The following is an 18,195-nucleotide window of genomic DNA, read 5'->3' on the forward strand; positions in this document are numbered from 1 at the left end:
CCCTTCCCACACTAACGCGTCATCCCGGCGGCTCCCCGGACCCGATCCGGGGGCCGGCCGGGACCCGGGAGGCCTCCGCACGGTCCCGGCCTCGCCCCGGGTTAAACCCGGGGACGATCCGGGATGACGGACTGAATTTTATAATTAACGCATAGCATTGTGGCGCAAGCAGGCAGCTTGTTTTTCATATCGAACCCGGAATGACTACCCTCGCAGACGGATGTCAGACCCGCTCGTACAGATAGATCCGCCCCGGCTTCACGCCCTGAGGGAGCGGCAGGGCCCTGAATTCCGCGACGCCGTCGAGCGGCTGGTCGCTGACCACCACGCCGCCAGACGCCAGCAGGTCCGCCACCAGCGGGGCGGCGCGCTGGGACAGGGAGACGCTTTCGTCCTTGTCGCCGGTGCCGATATCCATATGCGCCAGCACCGCACGGCCGGAGAGATCGGCGATCGCCGCCGGCAGGGTGTCGAACAGGTCGCCTAGATACAGCCGGTCCTCGGGCGGGATGCAGTCCGGATGGGCGGCGACCTGGCGGTCGAACACGTAGATCTCCCGGTCCGGCAGGATCGAGCGCAGGTGGTCGTAGGTCCGGCCGTTGCCGAGCCCGAATTCCAGCGCGATGCCGGGCCGGCCCTCCACCCGGGCGGCAGCGTCGTTGAGGGTGGCGCGCTGGGCTTCCAGGCGCCGGATCATGCTGTCCAGTCTGCTCATCGGCTACGGATCACCGGTTCAGGGCTTCGAGGAGCTGCACGTTGGTGCGCTCCAGACGGGCGGCCAGCTCGCGCATGATCTCGATGGAGATCTGCGGGAATTCGCTGACCAGGCGGAAGAACAGCTCCTTGGTGATGCGCAGGGTGATCAGCTTGCCGGTCGCTTCCACCGACGCGGTGCGCGGCACGTCGCACAGGATGGCGATTTCGCCGACCACGTCGCCCTTGCCCAGTTCGGCGACCTGGATCTCTCCGCTGTCGGTGCGGATGCGGACCGACGCCTCGCCGTCGATGATGATGTAGGCCGCATCGCCGATATCGCCCTGCTGGAACAGGCGCTGGCCGTTCTGATAGGTCAGGCGCTCCGACGTGAAGGCCAGCAGCTTCAGCTTCGACGGCTCGATCTTCGCGAAGAGCGGTATCTTGCGAAGCAGTTCCACCTCTTCATTGAGGCTCATGGCGACCCTCCTTCATGGACCGGGCCCAGGACACAAGGTGGAGCGGACGCGAACATTGTGAAACCCCCCTCAATTTCGCGCAGCAATTTCGTGGAACACCCGACCCTCACGGTCAAGCTCCTCGACCGTCCCGGTTTCCGCCAGCCGGCCACCCCGCATCACCGAGAGGACCGGGAACAGACGCGCGATATCGGGACGCTGGGTCGACCAGATCACCGTGCGCTCCGCCATGGCCTCCAGGATATTGGCGACGAGGCGGCGCTGGGCGGCGGCGTCGAAGGTGGCGACCGCGTCGTTCAGCACCAGGATGTCGGGCCGGCGCAGCAGGGCGCGGGCGATGCCGATCTTCTGCCGCTGCACCGAGGACAGCTTGGCGCCGGCGATGCCGACCTCGAAATCGAGGCCGACCTCCATCACCGTCGGCCGCAGGTCCAGATCGTCGAGCACCGAGCCGATCAGCGCGCCGACCCGGGCGACGCTGTCGGCCTGCCCGTAGGCGATCTTGCCGAACAGGATGTTGTCCTGGAGCGAGGCGGCGGCGTTGTAGGCGTCGGCGCTGAAGAAGGCGACGGATCCCTGCAGCTCGGCCGGCAGGTCGCGGGCGAAGGCGGCGCGGGCCTCCAGAATGCGGGACTGGATGTCGCCGTCGAGCATGCCCAGGCGGTGGCGGGCCGGGATCAGCTTGAACGGCAGCGACAGCAACCGGGCGCGATCCTCTTCCGGCACCTTGTCCAGGCCGATGCGCTCGACCCGGTTCAGCAGCGCCTGGAATTCCGGCAGGTCGTCGGGCGAGATGAAACTGAACTGACCGAAGAACTCGTGGTCGGACGGCAGGTCGGCGAACAGCTCCACCATGGTGGACGCCACGTCGCGGCCCATCTTCAGCAGATCGTCGGTCAGGCCGACGCTCGCCAGCGTGCTGCGCACATAGGGATGGGCGGCGATGGTCTCCGGCTGGAACGCCGGACCGACGGGCGTGCCGAACAGCAGGTTCTCCGCCATCGTCGCGTTGGTGTTGTAGCGGTCGGCGGCGAACGGCTCGACCAGGTCGACCATCTGCGGGTCGTCGGCCAGCCGCTCGGCGAACGACCGGCGCGCCGCAAGGATCCGCTCGGCGATCTGCGGGCGGGCCTCCGGATCGATGGTGCCGCGCAGGCCGAGGCCGTAGCAGCCGTCGTCCAGCTCCACCAGGGCGAGGTCCGAGACGATGCGGGCGACCAGCCCGTCGCCGTCGCCCAGCGCTTCTGGGTCGACCCACGGACCGCCCGCATCGTCGGTGGAGTTCGCCGCCTGGGCCGCGGTCTCCAGGGCGGCGCGGATCGCCGGATCGTCCCGGGCCGGGCCGGTCGGCCGGTGCATCACCCCGAGCAGCAGGTTCTCGCGGATGGTCGAGCTGAACACGTAGGTCGACGGCCCCACATACCCCATGCGCCGTCCGGTGATCGCCTCCGGCAGGGTCTGCAGGTCCGCCTGACCAATGGTGATCTTGCCGCTGGTCGGATGCATCAGCCGGGCGATGGTCATCGCCAGCGCCTCGCTGCCGCCGCCGCCCGTCCCGAACAGGGCCATATGCGTGCCCGGCGGCACGGCCAGCGCCACGCCTTCGAACTGCACGTCGCCGTCGTCGTCCACCAGGCCGAGATTGCTGGTCCGTAGTTCGCCGTCCAGCGGCTGTGGGGTCTCCGGCTCGGCCACCAGCGTCTCCGCCGGCGTCATGTCGGTCAGGTCGAACTGGTCGATCACCTGCTCGTACTTGATGCGGGCGTCTTCCTTCTGCTGATAGTAGTTCAGCAGTTCCTTCCAGGGCGCCGAGAGGTCCTTGTAGGCCGCCAGCACGGCGACCAGCGCGCCGAGCGACAGGCTGCCCATGATCACCAGATACCCGCCGATCGCGTAGAAGAAGAACGGGGTGAGCTGGGCGATGAAGTTGTTCAGGAACTTGATGACGAACTTGCGCCGGTAGATCTCGAAGCGGATGTCGTAGATCACCCCGAGCTGGGCGGAGAACCGGGCGAGCATCAGCCGGGCCAGGTTGTTGGCGTGGATCTCCTGGACGCCGGAGATCGTCTCGCCGATGCGGTCCGACAGGACCCGGACCGTACGGACCCGTTGCTTGCCGAGCGCGTTCACCCGGCGCTGCAGCTTGGGGATCACATAGGCCTGCACCGGCGACAGGGCGATGGCCGCCGCCCCCAGGATCGGGTCCTGCATGAACATGAAGAACAGGATGGTGATCAGCGTCCCGCCCTGAAACGCCGGCAACGAGATGGAATCGCCGATGAAGCCGCCCAGGGGTTCGACCTCCTGGGTGACCATCGGGATGATCTCGCCCTGGCTGACCCGGCGAAAATGCGGGAGCGGAAACCGCAGGATGCGGGTGTAGAGCTCGTAGCGCAGTCGGCGCAGCATCAGCTCGCCCAGGCGGCCGCGATAGACGTTGATCCAGTATTTGAAGCCGCCGTTGATGAAGACCAGAACCAGGAACAGTCCCGACAGGGTCCACAGATACTCGAGTTGCTGGAACTCGATGCCGAGGAAGGTGACAGGGAACTCGGTCTGTCCCTTCGCACCCAGCGCCTCGTTGACGATGCGCTTGGGAAGGTCGAGCGAATAATAAAGAAACGGGAACGAAATGAATGTCATCACGAGCAGGATGATCTGCTCGCGTTTCGAATAGCGCAGAATGAAGCGGTAGATCGTGGATTCCATCGCCCCGGTGACCTGTATCCTCGACCTGGAATGCTGGGATCGCCCCGCCGCGGTCCGCCGCCCTCTTCCCCCGGCGCGCCGCGAGGGTCGATCTTGCGGCGGAAGGCCGATCGGTGCAATGGCAAGCTGCGTCAAAAGGTTACCATTTCTCGGGAAGACGCTATGTGCCATAGTGCGGCCCACATCGGCCTCCGCCAGAATCTCCACATTTTCGGGCAGCGATGACAGCGACGGGGAACCCATGACCAAGACCAAGGCCCCCGCGCCCGCCAGGCCGCTCGCGGACGGCTCGGCAGCCCGGATCCTCATGTACAGCCATGACACGATGGGGCTGGGGCATTTGCGCCGGTGCCGTGCCATCGCCCATGCCCTGGTCGAGGATCATCCGGGCCTGTCGGTGCTGATCCTGTCGGGCTCGCCGATCATCGGAAGTTTCGATTTCCGCACCCGGGTCGATTTCGTCCGCATTCCCGGCGTCATCAAGCTGCGCAACGGCGACTACACCTCGCTCTCCCTGCATCTCGACATCGAGGAGACGGTGGCCCTGCGCAGCGCCATCATCCGCCACACCGCCGAGGTGTTCGATCCCGACCTGTTCATCGTCGACAAGGAACCGCTCGGCCTGCGCGGCGAGGTCAAGGACACGCTGGAACTGCTGAAGGAGCGCGGCACGCCGCTGGTCCTGGGCATGCGCGACGTGATGGACGAGCCCGAACAGCTGGAGCAGGAGTGGGAGCGCAAGAAGGTGCTGCCGGCGCTCCAGGACCTCTACGACGAGGTCTGGGTCTACGGCGTGAAGGAGGTCTGCGATCCGTATGAGGGTCTGGACATCCCGGCCGAGATCAAGCTGAAGACCCGCTATACCGGCTATCTGCGCCGCTCGGTCTCGCGGGCGCCGAGCCCGTCCTCCGCCCTGCCCTTCGGCGACGATCCGTTCATCCTGGTGACCGCAGGCGGCGGCGGCGACGGCGAGCAGGTGATGGACTGGGTGCTGCGCGCCTATGAGGAGGACCAGCAGCTTCCCTATCCGGCCCTGCTGGTGCTCGGCCCCTTCATGGTCCAGGAGCAGCAGCACGAGTTCATGGAGCGGGCGAGCAAGCTCGACCGGGTGGAGGCGATCACCTTCGACAGCCGGATCGAGACGCTCATGGCCCGCTGCGCCGGCATGGTGGCGATGGGCGGCTACAACACGTTCTGCGAGATCCTGTCCTTCGACAAACGGTCGATCGTCGTGCCCCGGACCGAGCCGCGCCTGGAGCAGTTCATCCGTGCCCGGCGGGCCGAGGAGCTGGGTCTGCTGCGCATGCTGGTGGACGACGGCGACCGCGATCCCAAGCGCATGGCCGCCGCCCTGCGCGAGCTGCCTGGCCAGAAGATCCCGTCCCAGGCCAAGGCCCTGGCCATGCTGAACGGGTTGGACCAGGTCGGCAGGCTGACCGACCGCTGGATCGAAGAGCGGCGGCGCTCCAAATCGGCACGCCGGACGGCCTGACCATGACCCTGATCGCCGAGAACGACGCGGCGGGCCGCGGGGGCCTTCCCGGCAAGGTCGGAATCGTGCTGAAAGGCTATCCCCGCCTGTCGGAGACCTTCATCGCCCAGGAGATCCTGGGCCTGCAGGAGCGCGGGCTGGATTTCCGCATCATCTCGCTGCGCCATCCCACCGACAAGGCGACCCACCCGGTGCACGACGCGATCGCAGCACCGGTGGACTACCTGCCGGAATACCTGACCGACGACCTGCGCCGGGTCCGGCGCGGCTGGGCGGCGGCGCGCCGCCTGCCGGGATACGGCAAGGCGCTGCGGACCTGGCTGCGCGACCTGATGCGCGATCCGACGCCGAACCGGGGCCGACGCTTCGGCCAGGCTTGCGTCCTGGCGGCCGAACTGGATCCGTCGATCACCCATCTCTACGCCCATTTCCTGCACACCCCCGCCTCGGTCGCGCGCTATGCCGCGATGATGCGCGGGATCACCTGGTCGGTGTCGGCCCATGCCAAGGACATCTGGACCACCCCGGCCTGGGAGAAGCGGGAGAAGCTCGCCGATGCCGACTGGGCGGTGACCTGCACGGCGATCGGCGCGCGCCACCTGGCCGACCTCGCCCCCGAGCCGGCCCGGGTCAGCCTGCTGTATCACGGGCTCGACGCGTCCGGCTTTCCGCCGCCCGGCCCGCGCTCCAAGCGCGACGGCCGCGACCCCGACGCCCCGGTCATCATCGTGTCGGTCGGGCGGGCGGTGCAGAAGAAGGGCTATGACGACGTGCTCGCCGCCCTGCGGGCGCTGCCGGACGGCGTGAACTGGCGCTTCATCCATATCGGCGGGGGCGCCCTCGCCTTCCGGCTGAAGCAGGCGGCCGACATCATGGGCCTGTCCGACCGGATCGAGTGGCGCGGCGCCCAGCCCCGCTCGGGCGTGATCGAGGCCCTGGCCGAAGCCGACATCTTCGTCCTCGCCAGCAAGATCGCCCCGGACGGCGACCGCGACGGCCTGCCCAACGTGCTGATGGAAGCCCAGCTCATGACCCTGCCGGTGGTGGCCACCTCGGTCTCCGCCATCCCCGAGCTGATCGACGACCGGGTCAACGGCCGGCTGGTGAAGCCGGGGGATCACCCGGCCCTGGCCAAGGCGCTGGAGGATCTGATCGGCGATCCGTCCGCCCGGCTGCGGCTGGCGGCGGCCGGGCGCGCCCGGGTCATCACCGAGTTCTCCGCCGATGCGGGGATCGACCGGCTGGCGGCAAAATTCGGCCTGCCGTCCGCACGGGCCGAGGGCCGGCCCGACGCGGCGTGAGGATCGCCTTCCACGCCCCTCTGAAGACCCCGGATTCGGCCGTCCCCTCCGGGGATCGACAGGTCGCGCGCCTGCTGATGGCCGCCCTCGCCCAAGCCGGCCACCAGGTCGATCTCGCCACCCGGCTGCGCACCCGCGACGGCACCGGCGACGTCACCCGGCAGGCCCGGCTGGCCGAGCTCGGAACCCGGCTGGCGGGGCGCTACCTGCGGCTGGTCGCCGAAGGCCGGCGGCCGCGCCCGGACCTCTGGTTCACCTATCACCTCTACTACAAGGCGCCCGACCTGATCGGGCCGTTGGTCGCCTCGGCACTGGGCATCCCCTATGTGGTCGCCGAGGCGTCGGTGGCCCATAAGCGGGCCGGCGGTCCCTGGGACCAGGGACACCGGGCGACCCTGACCGCCCTCGCCCGCGCCGATCTCGTGATCGGGCTGAATCCCCATGACCGGGTGCTGGTGCAGCCCTGCCTGAAGGACGGCGCGCACTATCTCGACCTGCCACCGTTCCTGGAGGTCGAGGGCCCGCCCCCGCCCGAGCGGCCGGACCGCCCGGCGGAACTGCTGGCGGTCGGCATGATGCGGGCGGGCGACAAGCTGGCCTCCTACCGGGTGCTGGGCGAGGCCCTCGTCCGGGTGCCCGGCGACTGGCGGCTGACCGTGGTCGGAGACGGCCCCGCCAGGGCGGAGGTGGAGGCGGCCCTGGCCCCGGTGGCCGGGCGGGTGACCTGGCGCGGTGCCCTGGACGCGGCCGAATTGGAGGCCGCCTATCGGGCCGCCGACCTGCTGGTCTGGCCCGCCGTGAACGAGGCCTACGGCATGGCCCTGCTGGAGGCCCAGGCGGCGGGTCTGCCGGTGGTGGCCGGCGATACCGGCGGGGTGTCCGCCATCGTGCGGGACGGCGAGACGGGGCTGCTGGTCCCGGTGGGCGCGCCCGATCCCTTCGCCGAGGCGGTGGCCGGCCTGGTGCAGGACTCCGCGCGACGTCGCGCCCTGGGCGCCAACGCCGCCGCCGTCACCCGGACCGAGCACGGCCTGCCCGCTGCCGCGGCGACCCTGGACGCGGCATTGCGGCCGCTGGTGGAGCGGGCGCGATGACCCGGCTCGCCCTGCTGCGCCACGGCCCGACCGCGTGGAACGCCGAGAAGCGGCTGCAGGGCCGGGCCGACCAGCCGCTCTCCCCGGACGGCGAGGCGCAGGTGCGCACCTGGACCCTGCCGCCGGATCTCTCCGGTTTCCGCTGGCTGACCAGCCCGCTGATCCGCGCCCGGCGCACCGCCGCGCTGATCGGCGTGGAAGCAACGGAGGAGCCCGCCGCCATCGAGCTCGATTTTGGCGCCTGGGAGGGCCGCCGCCTGTCGGAGATCCGGGCGGAGGACCCGGACGGCACGGCGGCGAACGAGGCCCGCGGGGTGGACTTCACCCCCCCCGGCGGCGAGAGCCCGCGCGCCGTGCAGGCCCGGCTCGCCCCGCTGCTCGCCAAGCTGGCGGCGGAGGACAGGGACACGGGGATCGTCACCCATAAAGGCGTCATCCGCGCCCTGTTGTCCCTGGCCACCGGATGGCCGATGGTCGATAAGCCGCCGGTGAAACTGTTCTGGGACCGGGTGCATTTGTTCGACCTCGCCGCCGACGGCACGCCGCGCCTGACCCAGCCCAACCTGCCCCTGAAGGCCGACCGATGACCCGACCTGTCGTCATGCTCTACGTCCAGAACCTGCTCGGCATCGGCCATCTGCGCCGGGCCGCGGCGGTGGCCCGGGCCCTGGTGACGGCCGGCGCCGACGTGGCCTTCGTGTCGGGCGGGATGCCGGTGCCGCACCTGCCGCTCGGCGGGGCGAAGATGGTGCAGCTCCCGCCGATCCGCACCGAGGACGGCAACTTCAAGGTGCTGCTGGACGAGACCGACAAGCCGGTCGACGACGCGTTCCGCGACGCCCGGCGCGACCGGCTGCTCGCCCTGTTCGAGGAGCTGCGGCCGGCGGCCCTGATCACCGAGCTGTTCCCGTTCGGCCGCCGGCAGATGCGCTTCGAGCTGATCCCGCTGCTGGAACGGGCGCGGCAGGCCGACTGGCACCCTCAGGTCTTCTCCTCCATGCGCGACATCCTGGTCACCAAGCCGCGGCGCGACCGCAACCAGGAGATCGTCGATACCCTCAACGCCTATTACGACGCCGCCCTGATCCATTCCGACCCGGAGCTGATCCGGCTGGACCGCACCTTCCCCATGGCCGCCGAGATCACGGTGGAGCAGCACTACACCGGCTATGTGGTCAACGCCGACGACATCGCCGTGCCGGAGGCCGATCCGGCGGCGACCGGCGAGGTGCTGGTCTCCGCCGGCGGCGGCGCGGTGGGCGACCGGTTCATGCCGGCGGTGGCGCGGCTGATCCCCGACCTGCCCCTGGCCGACCGGCCCTGGCGGCTGGTGACCGGCCATCACATGCCCGCCTCCGCCCTGGCGCAGATCGAGGCCGCCGTGCCGGCCAACGCGGTGATCGAGCGCAGCGTGCCTAACCTGCCCGAGCTGATGGCCGGCGCCGCCCTGTCGGTCTCCCAGGCCGGCTACAACACCCTGCTGGAGCTGCTGGCCGCGCGCACCCGGGCGGTGGTCGTGCCCTACGAGGGCGGGGTGGAGACCGAGCAGCGGCTGCGCGCCGACCTGCTGGCCGATGTCGGCGCCCTGGAAGTGGTGGCCGAGGACGATCTCTCCGCCGAGACGCTGGGGGCGGCGATGGAGCGGGCCCGGGCACGGTCGCGCGACGCGGTGCCGAGCGTCGATCTGGACGGCGCGCGCAAGACCGCCGCCTATGTCATGGACCGCCTCGTCCGGCGATGAGCGCACTGAACACCCTGGCGGCCCATCTGGACCGGCGCGGCGAGACGGGCCGGCCGCTGCTCCTGTGGTGGCGCGACGACGATCTGGAGACGCCGTCGGCCGAACTGTCGGTCTGCCTGGACGCCCTCCACGCCGCCGGGATCGCCGCGGCCTTCGCCGCCATCCCCAGCGGCCTGACGCCTGCGGCGGTGGCGGCCCTGGACGGTACCGGAGCGGCGCTGTTCGTCCATGGCTGGGCCCATACCGACCACGCGCCGGCAGGCGAGAAGAAATCCGAATACGGCCCGGCACGGCCCGTCGCAGAGCGGCTGGAGGAGATCGCCCGGGGGCGGGAGGCGGTGGAAGCGATCGGCGGGGACAGGGCCTTTGCCTGCTTCGTGCCGCCCTGGAACCGGATCGGGGACGACCTGCTTCCCGAACTGGGGGCCGCCGGGATCCTGGCCTTGTCCGCGTTCGCCCCGCCGAGGCGCGCGGCGCCGGCGGCCGCGGTGCCCAGGCTCGATACCCATGTGGACCTGATCGACTGGCGCGGCACCGGCAAGCCGGTCTCCGGCGACGGCTTCGTGGCACGGCTTTTTGAACACGACGGGGTGGACGGACCGGTCGGAATCCTGTCCCATCACCGCGTCACCGACCGGCGGGCATGGACCGACTGGGCGCCGCTTCTGCGGCTGCTGTCGGACCACCCCGCGGTGCGGTGGCTTTCCCCGGGCGACGCGCTTGCCCGGGTGGGTGTTGAACCGGGGAAACGGAGGTGCTTGTGACAGTGCACCGCTACGAACGCGGCGCGATCGTCTGGGATATGGCACGGGGCGGGCTCGGACTGGCCGTGACCGGCCTGCCGCTGGTCGTCACGCCGATGGCCACGACCATGGCCGTGATCTTCGGCGGACTCGCCACCCTGTTCGGCGTCTATGTCGCGCGGACCTGGCTGCGCTCGGCCCAGGCGATCGAGGTCGGCGCCGAAGGCATCCGCCGCACCGGGCCGCTGGCAATCGAGATCCCGTGGGACGACCTGGACTCCATGGGGCTGCGGTACTTCTCCACCCGGCGCGACAAGAACGGCGGCTGGATGGAACTGAAGCTGACCGGCAACGGCAACAAGCTGCCGGTGGAGAGCTCCATCGACGATTTCGAGGGCATCGTGCGCCATGCCATGCTGGTGGCCCGGCGCAACAATCTTGAACTGACCGAGGCCACACTCGACAATCTGCGCGCCCTGGGCTTGCTCGGTGCGGCGCCGGACCAGGCCGGGGGCGACGGACCGCCGACCTTCGGGTCGAGCGGACATATCGCCCCGAAACTGGAACCGGGTCTGCGCCAAGGGGGTATGCAGCAGGGAATTGGACCGGATCGGGACCGCTGATAGGCTGCGGATCGAGCCACACCGGAGGGGGACGAAGACTTGGATCGCTCAACGCCGCTGCTGCGCGTGCACGACCTGCGGATCGGGTTCGATCTGCCGGAAGGCCGGCTCGTGGCGGTGGACGGCGTGTCGTTCCAGATCCGCCGCGGGAGCACCGTCGCCCTGGTCGGCGAGTCCGGCTCCGGCAAGTCGGTGGTCAGCCAGGCGATCATGGGGCTGCTGCCGCGCCCGGCGAAGATCCTGGGCGGCTCGATCCTGTTCGCCGATCCGGAGAAGCCCGGCACCATCACCGACATCGTCCGCCTGCCGGTCGACGGCCGCGAGATGCGCGACCTGCGCGGCGGGCGGATCTCCATCATCTTCCAGGAGCCGATGACGTCCCTGTCGCCGCTGCACACGGTCGGCAACCAGATCCGCGAGGCGCTGGAGCTGCACCGCGACGTCTCGGCCCGCGAGGCGACGGAGCTGACCCGCGACATGCTGGCCCTGGTCGGTTTCCCCGATCCGGACCGGGCGCTGAAGACCTATCCGTTCGAGCTGTCCGGCGGGCTGCGCCAGCGGGCGATGATCTCCATGGCCCTGGTCTGCCGCCCCGCCCTGCTGATCGCTGACGAGCCGACCACCGCCCTCGACGTCACGATCCAGGCGCAGATCCTGAAGCTGATCAAGGATCTGCAGTCCGAGCTGAACATGGCGATGCTGATGATCACCCACGATCTGGGCGTGGTCGCCAACGTGGCCGAGGAAGTGGTGGTGATGTATCGCGGTCGGATCATGGAATCCGGCGACGTGGACGACATCTTCCGTCGGCCGCAGCATCCGTATCTCAAGGCCCTGATGGGGGCGGTGCCGCGCTTCGACATGGCGCCGGGCGAGCGTCTGAAGCCGCTGCGCGAGATCCAGACCGAGACCGGGCACCTGCTGGCCGACCGGCCGAAGGCCACGACGGCCGACAACGCGCCGATGCTGGCGGTCGAAGGGGTGACCAAGGCCTATACCATCCGCAAGGGCGGCTGGGTCTCGACCTCCCGCAAGTCGATCAAGGCGCTGCACGACGTGTCCTTCACCGTGCAGCCGGGCGAATGCCTCGGCCTGGTGGGCGAGTCCGGCTGCGGCAAGACAACCCTGTCCAAGGTGATCATGCGGGCGCTGACGCCGGACGCCGGCAAGGTGACCTTCACCGACGAAACCGGGCCGACCGACGTCCTCGCCCTCGACGGCAACCGGCTGACGGAGTTCCGCCAGAAGCTGCAGTTCGTCTTCCAGGACCCGTTCTCCTCGCTCAATCCGCGGATGACGGTGTACGACATCATCGCCGAACCCCTGGTGATCCACGGCATCGGCGATCCGGCCTGGCGGCGCGAGATGGTGTCGGAACTGATGCGCCTGGTCGGGCTCGACGTGCGCCACCTGAACCGCTACCCGCACAGCTTCTCCGGCGGCCAGCGCCAGCGCATCGGCATCGCCCGGGCGCTTGCCCTGAAGCCGAAGATGCTGATCTGCGACGAGCCGGTCTCCGCGCTGGACGTGTCGATCCAGGCCCAGGTGCTGAACCTGCTGAAGGACCTGAAGGAAAAGCTCGGCCTGACCTATCTCTTCATCAGCCACAATCTGGCGGTGGTCGACTACGTGGCCGACCGCATCGCGGTGATGTGCGCCGGCCAGATCGTCGAGCTGGCGCCGCGCGAGGCGCTGTTCCGCGACCCGGTGCACCCCTATACCCAGGCGCTGCTGGCGGCCGTCCCGGACCCGGATCTGGACAATCCGCTGGACTTCGACGCGGTGATGGACGGCCGCGCCTCCAACCCCGCCGCCTGGCCGGCGCCGTTCACGGTCGACGACAGCCACGCGCCGGGCTTCGTCGAGCTCGGGGACGGCCATTTCGTGCGCGCCGATCCAGGGATCCTGAACCTGAGGCTGGCCTCATGACCCGCCTGCTGCTCCTCGCCGCCGTCCTGCTGCTGCTGGCCGCGCCGATGCCGGCGGCGGCCCAGAGCGAACCGCCGCTGCTGGCCGAGGCAGTGGCCACCGGTGCGCTTCCCGGGATGTGGGAACGGCTGCCGATAGAGCCGCTGGTGGTCGATCTGAAGAGCCAGGACCGCGAACTCGGCGACTATGGCGGCACGCTGAACATGGTCATGTCCGGCGCCAAGGACGTGCGCCAGATGGTGGTCTACGGCTACGCCCGGCTGGTCGGCTACGACCCGACGACGATGGAACTGCGCCCCGACCTCGCCAAGGACGTGATCGTGGAGGACAACCGCTCCTTCACCTTCGTCCTGCGCGAGGGTCACCGCTGGTCCGACGGCACGCCCTTCACCACCGAGGATTTCCGGTATTTCTGGGAGGATGTCGCCAACGATCCGGACATCTCCCCCACCGGCCCGCCGATCGAGCTGATGGTGAACGGCGAACTGCCCACGGTGGAGATCCTGTCGCCGACCGAGGTGCGGTATTCCTGGTCGCAGCCCAACCCGGACTTCCTGCCGCAGCTGGCCGGCGCGCGGCCGGTGTACCTGTACCGGCCGGCGCATCACCTGAAGCTGTATCACGACCGCTACGCCGAGCCCGACCAACTGAAGGCGCGGGTTGAGAAGGCCGACGCGCGGAACTGGGCCGCCCTGCACAATCGGGAGGACAACCCCTACAAGTTCGACAATCCTGACCTGCCGACGCTGCAGCCCTGGATGGCGCGCACGTCTCCGCCGTCGAACCGCTACGTCTTCGAGCGCAATCCCTACTACCACAAGACCGACAGCACGGGCCGCCAGCTCCCCTATATCGATTCGGTGGTGTTCCAGATCGCCTCTCCGGGCCTGATTCCGGCGAAGACCGGCGCCGGCGAGGTCGACCTGCAGGCGCGCTACCTGAATTTCGAGGACTACACGTTCCTGCGCCAGGGCGAGGAGCGCGGCAACTACGAGACCTATCTCTGGAAGACCGCCAAGGGGTCGCACCTGGCGCTGTTCCCGAACCTGAACGTCGAGGATCCGGTCTGGCGCGAGGTGATGCGCGACGTCCGGTTCCGCCGCGCCCTGTCGCTCGCCATCAACCGGCACGAGCTGAACGAGGTGATCTATTTCGGCCTCGCCCTGGAAGGCGGCAACACGGTGCTGCCCGCGTCCCGGCTGTTCGAGCCCGACTATCGCCGGAAATGGGCGGCGTTCGACCTGAAGCGGGCCAACGCCCTGCTCGACGAGATGGGGCTGACCGGGAGGGACGACCGGAGCGTGCGGCTGCTGCCGGACGGCCGGCCGATGGAGATCATCATCGAGACCGCCGGCGAAAGCACCGAGGAGACCGACCTGCTGGAGCTGATCCACGACACGTGGATGGAGGCCGGCATCAAGCTCTACTCGCGGCCGTCGGAGCGCACTGTGTTCCGCAACCGGATCTTCGCCGGCAAGACCATGATGGCGATCTCCTTCGGCATCGAGAACGGCATCCCGAGCGCCGAGTCCAGCCCGGTCGAATTCGCCCCCACAGCCCAGACCCAGTACATGTGGCCGCGCTGGGGCCAGTACTACCAGACCAAGGGCAAGGCCGGCGTGACCCCTGACCTGCCCGAGGCGCTGCGGCTGATGGAGCTGTACGACTCCTGGCGGCGCGCGACCACGGCCGATGCCCGGCGGGCGGTCTGGCACGACATGCTGGCGATCTGGAGCGACCAGGTCTTCTCCATCGGCCTGATCGCCGGGGTGCTGCAGCCGGTGGTGGTCAGCCTGAAGCTGCACAACGTCCCGGTTCAGGCAATCTACAACTGGGATCCGGGTGCGCATTTCGGGATGCACCGCCCCGACACCTTCTTCTTTGGCGCCGAGCGGCCGCGCACACCCGACCGGGTGCTGACCTCGGCCGCCCGGTCGCGCCAGTAAAGGAACCGGCCCCGTGCTCGACTATCTCGCCCGCCGGATCCTGGTGATGATCCCGACGCTGATCGCGATCAGCATCATCACCTTCATCATCATCCAGCTTCCGCCGGGCGACTACCTGTCGACCCTGATCGCCGAGATGGAAAGCCAGGGCGAGGCGGTCGATCCGGCCAAGATCCAGGCCCTGCGCGCCCAGTACGGCCTCGACAGGCCGATGTGGGAGCAGTACGTGGTCTGGGCCGTGGGCATGCTGCGCGGCGATTTCGGCTACAGCTTCGAATACCAGCTTCCGGTGAGCGACGTGGTCGGCGACCGGGTGCTGATGACCATCGTGCTGAACTTCAGCACGATCCTGTTCATCTATCTGGTCTCGTTCCCGATCGGGATCTACTCCGCCACCCACCAGTACAGCGTCGGCGATTACGGCCTGACCTTCCTCGGCTTCCTGGGGCTGGCGACGCCCAACTTCCTGCTGGCGCTGATCCTGCTCTACTTCGCCAATGTCTGGTTCGGCACGTCGATCGGCGGACTGATGGACCCGTCCTACATCGACCAGCCCTGGAGCCTCGGCAAGGTGATGTCGGTGCTGGAGCACCTGTGGGTGCCGGTGGTGGTGATCGGCACCGCCGGGACGGCGGCGATGATCCGCCGGCTGCGGGCCAACCTGCTGGACGAGTTGCAGAAGCAATACGTGGTGACCGCCCGGGCCAAGGGGCTGCCGCCGTTCCGGGCGCTGATGAAATATCCGCTGCGCATGGCCATGAACCCGTTCATCGCCGATATCGGCAACATGCTGCCCCAGGTGGTGTCCGGGTCGGCCGTGGTGTCGATGGTGCTGTCCCTGCCGACCACCGGGCCGATGCTGATCGGCGCGCTGCAGAGCCAGGACATGTATCTGGCCGGGTCGTTCCTGATGTTCCTGGCGACCCTGACGGTGGTCGGCATGCTGATCTCCGACCTGGCGCTCGCCTGGCTCGACCCGCGGATCCGGCTGGGCGGAGGAACCGCGCGATGAGCCTCGCCACCCCGCCCCGCCCCAAGGCCCGGCATTTCGTCGACCGGGCACCCTTCGATCCGGAACGCGACGAGGTCCTCACGCCCGAGCAGGAACGCTACTACATGGCGTCCCAATGGCGGATGATGTGGTGGAAGCTGAAGCGCCACCGGCTCGCGGTCGTCTCCGGGGTGATCCTGCTGCTGCTCTACGCCTCGGTGCTGATCTCCGAGATGATCGCGCCCTACGCCCTGACCAGCCGCCATACCGACCACATCTACGCGCCGCCCCAGGCGGTGAAGCTGTTCCGCGACGGCCGGTTCGTTGGCCCCTATGTGCTCGGCTACGACTACGAACTGGACCTGCGCAACCTGAAGCGGGACTACACCGCCAATCCCGACAAGGTGCAGCCGCTGCGGTTCTTCTGCTCCGGCGATCCGTACAAGTTCTGGGGTCAGGTGGAGGCCGATTTCCATCTGGTCTGCCCGGCGGAAGGCGGCACGCTCTTCCTGCTGGGCACCGACCGGCTGGGCCGCGACGTGTTCTCGCGCATCGTCTACGGCACCCGGGTCTCGCTGACCGTCGGCCTGATCGGCATCATCGTCAGCTTCGTGCTGGGGATCACGATCGGCGGGCTGGCGGGGTATTACGGCGGCTGGGTGGATGCCTTTGTGCAGCGGGTGATCGAGGTGATCCGCTCGTTCCCGGAACTGCCCCTGTGGATGGCGCTGTCGGCCGCGCTGCCGGTCACCTGGTCGCCGATCCTGGTGTATTTCGGCATCACCCTGATCCTCGGCCTGCTGGACTGGACCGGCCTCGCCCGGGCGGTGCGCTCCAAGCTGCTCAGCCTGCGCGAGGAGGATTTCTGCGTCGCCGCCGAGCTGATGGGGGCGAAGCCCAAGCGCATCATCGGCCGCCACCTGCTGCCGAGCTTCATGAGCCACCTGATCGCCTCGGCGACCCTGTCGATCCCGACCATGATCCTGGGCGAGACGGCCCTGTCCTTCCTCGGCCTCGGCCTGCGCCCACCGATCACCAGTTGGGGCGTGCTGCTGACCGAGGCGCAGAACATCAACGCGGTGGAACTCTACCCGTGGATCATGACCCCGGTCATCCCGGTGATCCTGGTGGTGCTCGCCTTCAACTTCTTCGGCGACGGCCTGCGGGACGCGGCCGATCCGTATAAGTAGGGGTTCACTTTTCCCCTCCTCCTTTGCCCCTCCATCACTCCCCGGACTTGTTCCGGGGCAACGCTTCCGGTGCGCTTGGCGGTCGGCGAACACGCACGCTGACGGGATTGCCCCAGAACAAGTCCGGGGAGTGATTAAAGGCGGCGGTGAGGAAGGCTACCGCTTGCCGGCGACGAACACTTTCGACAGATAGGCCTTCTCCACCCCATCGACCGAGAAGCCGGCCTCTGCCAGCAGCCCCGGCACATCGCTGCCGATCCAGTCGGCGTAGTACGGCTCGTGGAACTGGTCGGGGAAACCGCGCAGCACCGGATCGAGGGCGGGGGTGTCGCCGAGCTGGAGCGAGTCCACCAGCACCAGACGGCCGCCCGGTTTCAGCACCCGCAGCACCTCGGCCAGCACCTCGGCGCGGATCTTCTTCGGTAGTTCGTGGAACAGGTAGGTACTCGTCACCAGATCGACCGAGGCATCCGGCAGCGGGATCGCCTCCGCCTTGGCCCGGTGCCAGGTGACGTCGCGGCCCGCCAGCCGCCGCTGCGCCTTGTCGAGATAGGCCTGCGACAGGTCCAGCCCGTGCAGCGCCAAGCCGGGAGCCGCCTGCGCCACGGCCTCGAGCATCGCCCCGGTGCCGGTCGCCAGATCGAGCAGGGTATGGCCGGCGCCGAACCCGGCCCCGTCCGGCGAGCCGCGCGCCCGCAGCCAGTCGACCACCGGTACGACCCCCTGACGGCGCATGGCCTGGGCGAGGCCACCGAACAGCACCTCGACCTGGGTGTCGTAGAGATCGGCGGATTCCTCGGTCAGCCAGCCGCCCGACTGATAATGGAAGTTCTGCAGGTAGTAGCGGGGATATCCGTCCTGCGGATCCGCCTGATCCCGGGCCTCCGCGTAGGTTTCCTGCCCATCCTTCATGCGCCGCCGCAGCGCCACCTTGGGCAGGTCGCGCCAGTATCCGACCATCTCGCCGACCGCGCCGGGCCGGGGCCGCAGGTCGCCGGGCATCGGATACAGGCCGGCCCGGACATGGGCCGCATCCCGCGCCATCAGGGCCAGCGCGCCGCGGGTCAGCGCCGCCTGGATCCGGGCGCCCATGAGCCGCCCGCGCAGGGTCGGCCGCCGCTTCTCCGCCGGATCGATCCGCGAGAACCAGGCGCGGGTCGCCAGGTAATTTCCGAGATACCAGGCCATCCGCGTGCCCTGGCCGAGGCCGTAGCCGAGCAACGCGCCGGGCCGGCCGGAAGGTGTCGTCATTCCCATGGGGAAG

General features: G+C 69.0%; 15 protein-coding genes. 11 read left to right on the plus strand and 4 right to left on the minus strand.

What is annotated here, in order from left to right; genetic code table 11:
• Positions 1-223 precede the first annotated feature (223 nt).
• From T8K17_RS04515 to T8K17_RS04525, 3 genes are all read right to left on the minus strand, one after another.
• Positions 224-715: a class I SAM-dependent methyltransferase gene (locus tag T8K17_RS04515; protein WP_322333314.1), complete on the minus strand. Its 492-nt coding sequence runs from the start codon at positions 713-715 to the stop codon at positions 224-226.
• Positions 716-725: 10 nt separating this feature from the next.
• Complete coding sequence (locus T8K17_RS04520; RefSeq protein WP_322333315.1) at positions 726-1,172, minus strand: cyclic nucleotide-binding domain-containing protein; 447 nt, start codon at positions 1,170-1,172, stop codon at positions 726-728.
• A gap of 69 nt (positions 1,173-1,241) precedes the next feature.
• Positions 1,242-3,881 (minus strand): ABC transporter ATP-binding protein, encoded by a 2,640-nt coding sequence (locus T8K17_RS04525; protein WP_322333316.1) that lies wholly within the window; start codon positions 3,879-3,881, stop codon positions 1,242-1,244.
• A gap of 241 nt (positions 3,882-4,122) precedes the next feature.
• On the opposite strand from T8K17_RS04525, the gene T8K17_RS04530 reads away from it, so the two are divergent.
• The 11 genes from T8K17_RS04530 to T8K17_RS04580 all read left to right on the plus strand — a co-directional run bounded on the left by T8K17_RS04530 (position 4,123) and on the right by T8K17_RS04580 (position 16,931).
• Entirely contained in the window at positions 4,123-5,373 is a 1,251-nt protein-coding gene (locus tag T8K17_RS04530; protein ID WP_322333317.1) for a glycosyltransferase family protein, read from the plus strand.
• A gap of 2 nt (positions 5,374-5,375) precedes the next feature.
• Positions 5,376-6,674 carry a glycosyltransferase family 4 protein gene (locus tag T8K17_RS04535; protein ID WP_322333318.1) on the plus strand — a complete coding sequence of 433 codons (1,299 nt, stop codon included), beginning with the start codon at positions 5,376-5,378 and terminating at the stop codon, positions 6,672-6,674.
• Between the two features lie 77 nt (positions 6,675-6,751).
• On the plus strand, positions 6,752-7,768 hold the full coding sequence (locus tag T8K17_RS04540; RefSeq protein ID WP_322333319.1) for a glycosyltransferase family 4 protein: 1,017 nt from the start codon (positions 6,752-6,754) through the stop codon (positions 7,766-7,768).
• Entirely contained in the window at positions 7,765-8,355 is a 591-nt protein-coding gene (locus tag T8K17_RS04545) for a histidine phosphatase family protein (RefSeq protein WP_322333320.1), read from the plus strand. Before T8K17_RS04540 ends, T8K17_RS04545 begins: the two co-directional genes overlap by 4 nt.
• The gene (locus T8K17_RS04550; RefSeq protein ID WP_322333321.1) at positions 8,352-9,509 is read left to right on the plus strand and encodes a glycosyltransferase family protein; all 1,158 of its coding nucleotides are present in this window, start codon (positions 8,352-8,354) and stop codon (positions 9,507-9,509) included. The genes T8K17_RS04545 and T8K17_RS04550 overlap by 4 nt, the downstream gene beginning before the upstream one ends.
• Positions 9,506-10,273 carry a hypothetical protein gene (locus T8K17_RS04555; protein ID WP_322333322.1) on the plus strand — a complete coding sequence of 256 codons (768 nt, stop codon included), beginning with the start codon at positions 9,506-9,508 and terminating at the stop codon, positions 10,271-10,273. The genes T8K17_RS04550 and T8K17_RS04555 overlap by 4 nt, the downstream gene beginning before the upstream one ends.
• Entirely contained in the window at positions 10,264-10,875 is a 612-nt protein-coding gene (locus T8K17_RS04560) for a hypothetical protein (RefSeq protein WP_322333323.1), read from the plus strand. Before T8K17_RS04555 ends, T8K17_RS04560 begins: the two co-directional genes overlap by 10 nt.
• A 39-nt stretch (positions 10,876-10,914) precedes the next feature.
• Positions 10,915-12,804: an ABC transporter ATP-binding protein gene (locus T8K17_RS04565; RefSeq protein WP_322333324.1), complete on the plus strand. Its 1,890-nt coding sequence runs from the start codon at positions 10,915-10,917 to the stop codon at positions 12,802-12,804.
• On the plus strand, positions 12,801-14,750 hold the full coding sequence (locus tag T8K17_RS04570; protein WP_322333325.1) for an ABC transporter substrate-binding protein: 1,950 nt from the start codon (positions 12,801-12,803) through the stop codon (positions 14,748-14,750). Before T8K17_RS04565 ends, T8K17_RS04570 begins: the two co-directional genes overlap by 4 nt.
• 13 nt (positions 14,751-14,763) lie before the next feature.
• Positions 14,764-15,762 (plus strand): ABC transporter permease, encoded by a 999-nt coding sequence (locus tag T8K17_RS04575; RefSeq protein WP_322333326.1) that lies wholly within the window; start codon positions 14,764-14,766, stop codon positions 15,760-15,762.
• Positions 15,759-16,931, plus strand: coding sequence for an ABC transporter permease (locus T8K17_RS04580; protein WP_322333327.1), 1,173 nt, complete (start codon positions 15,759-15,761; stop codon positions 16,929-16,931). Before T8K17_RS04575 ends, T8K17_RS04580 begins: the two co-directional genes overlap by 4 nt.
• 156 nt (positions 16,932-17,087) lie before the next feature.
• On the opposite strand, the gene T8K17_RS04585 is transcribed toward T8K17_RS04580, so the two are convergent.
• A complete protein-coding gene (locus tag T8K17_RS04585; protein WP_322333328.1) occupies positions 17,088-18,182 on the minus strand; it encodes a class I SAM-dependent methyltransferase in 1,095 nt (364 codons plus the stop codon).
• Positions 18,183-18,195: the final 13 nt, after the last annotated feature.

Source organism: Thalassobaculum sp. OXR-137 (genome assembly GCF_034377285.1).
In the GTDB taxonomy this organism is placed as follows: Bacteria; Pseudomonadota; Alphaproteobacteria; order Thalassobaculales; family Thalassobaculaceae; genus Thalassobaculum.

Coding starts and splice junctions, on each gene's coding strand:
- T8K17_RS04550 (WP_322333321.1), top strand. CDS start 8,352: ATGACCCGACCTGTCGTCATGCTCTACGTCCAGAACCTGCTCGGCATC.
- T8K17_RS04515 (WP_322333314.1), bottom strand. CDS start 715: ATGAGCAGACTGGACAGCATGATCCGGCGCCTGGAAGCCCAGCGCGCC.
- T8K17_RS04535 (WP_322333318.1), top strand. CDS start 5,376: ATGACCCTGATCGCCGAGAACGACGCGGCGGGCCGCGGGGGCCTTCCC.
- T8K17_RS04585 (WP_322333328.1), bottom strand. CDS start 18,182: ATGACGACACCTTCCGGCCGGCCCGGCGCGTTGCTCGGCTACGGCCTC.
- T8K17_RS04545 (WP_322333320.1), top strand. CDS start 7,765: ATGACCCGGCTCGCCCTGCTGCGCCACGGCCCGACCGCGTGGAACGCC.
- T8K17_RS04555 (WP_322333322.1), top strand. CDS start 9,506: ATGAGCGCACTGAACACCCTGGCGGCCCATCTGGACCGGCGCGGCGAG.
- T8K17_RS04580 (WP_322333327.1), top strand. CDS start 15,759: ATGAGCCTCGCCACCCCGCCCCGCCCCAAGGCCCGGCATTTCGTCGAC.
- T8K17_RS04520 (WP_322333315.1), bottom strand. CDS start 1,172: ATGAGCCTCAATGAAGAGGTGGAACTGCTTCGCAAGATACCGCTCTTC.
- T8K17_RS04530 (WP_322333317.1), top strand. CDS start 4,123: ATGACCAAGACCAAGGCCCCCGCGCCCGCCAGGCCGCTCGCGGACGGC.
- T8K17_RS04570 (WP_322333325.1), top strand. CDS start 12,801: ATGACCCGCCTGCTGCTCCTCGCCGCCGTCCTGCTGCTGCTGGCCGCG.
- T8K17_RS04540 (WP_322333319.1), top strand. CDS start 6,752: ATGGCCGCCCTCGCCCAAGCCGGCCACCAGGTCGATCTCGCCACCCGG.
- T8K17_RS04525 (WP_322333316.1), bottom strand. CDS start 3,881: ATGGAATCCACGATCTACCGCTTCATTCTGCGCTATTCGAAACGCGAG.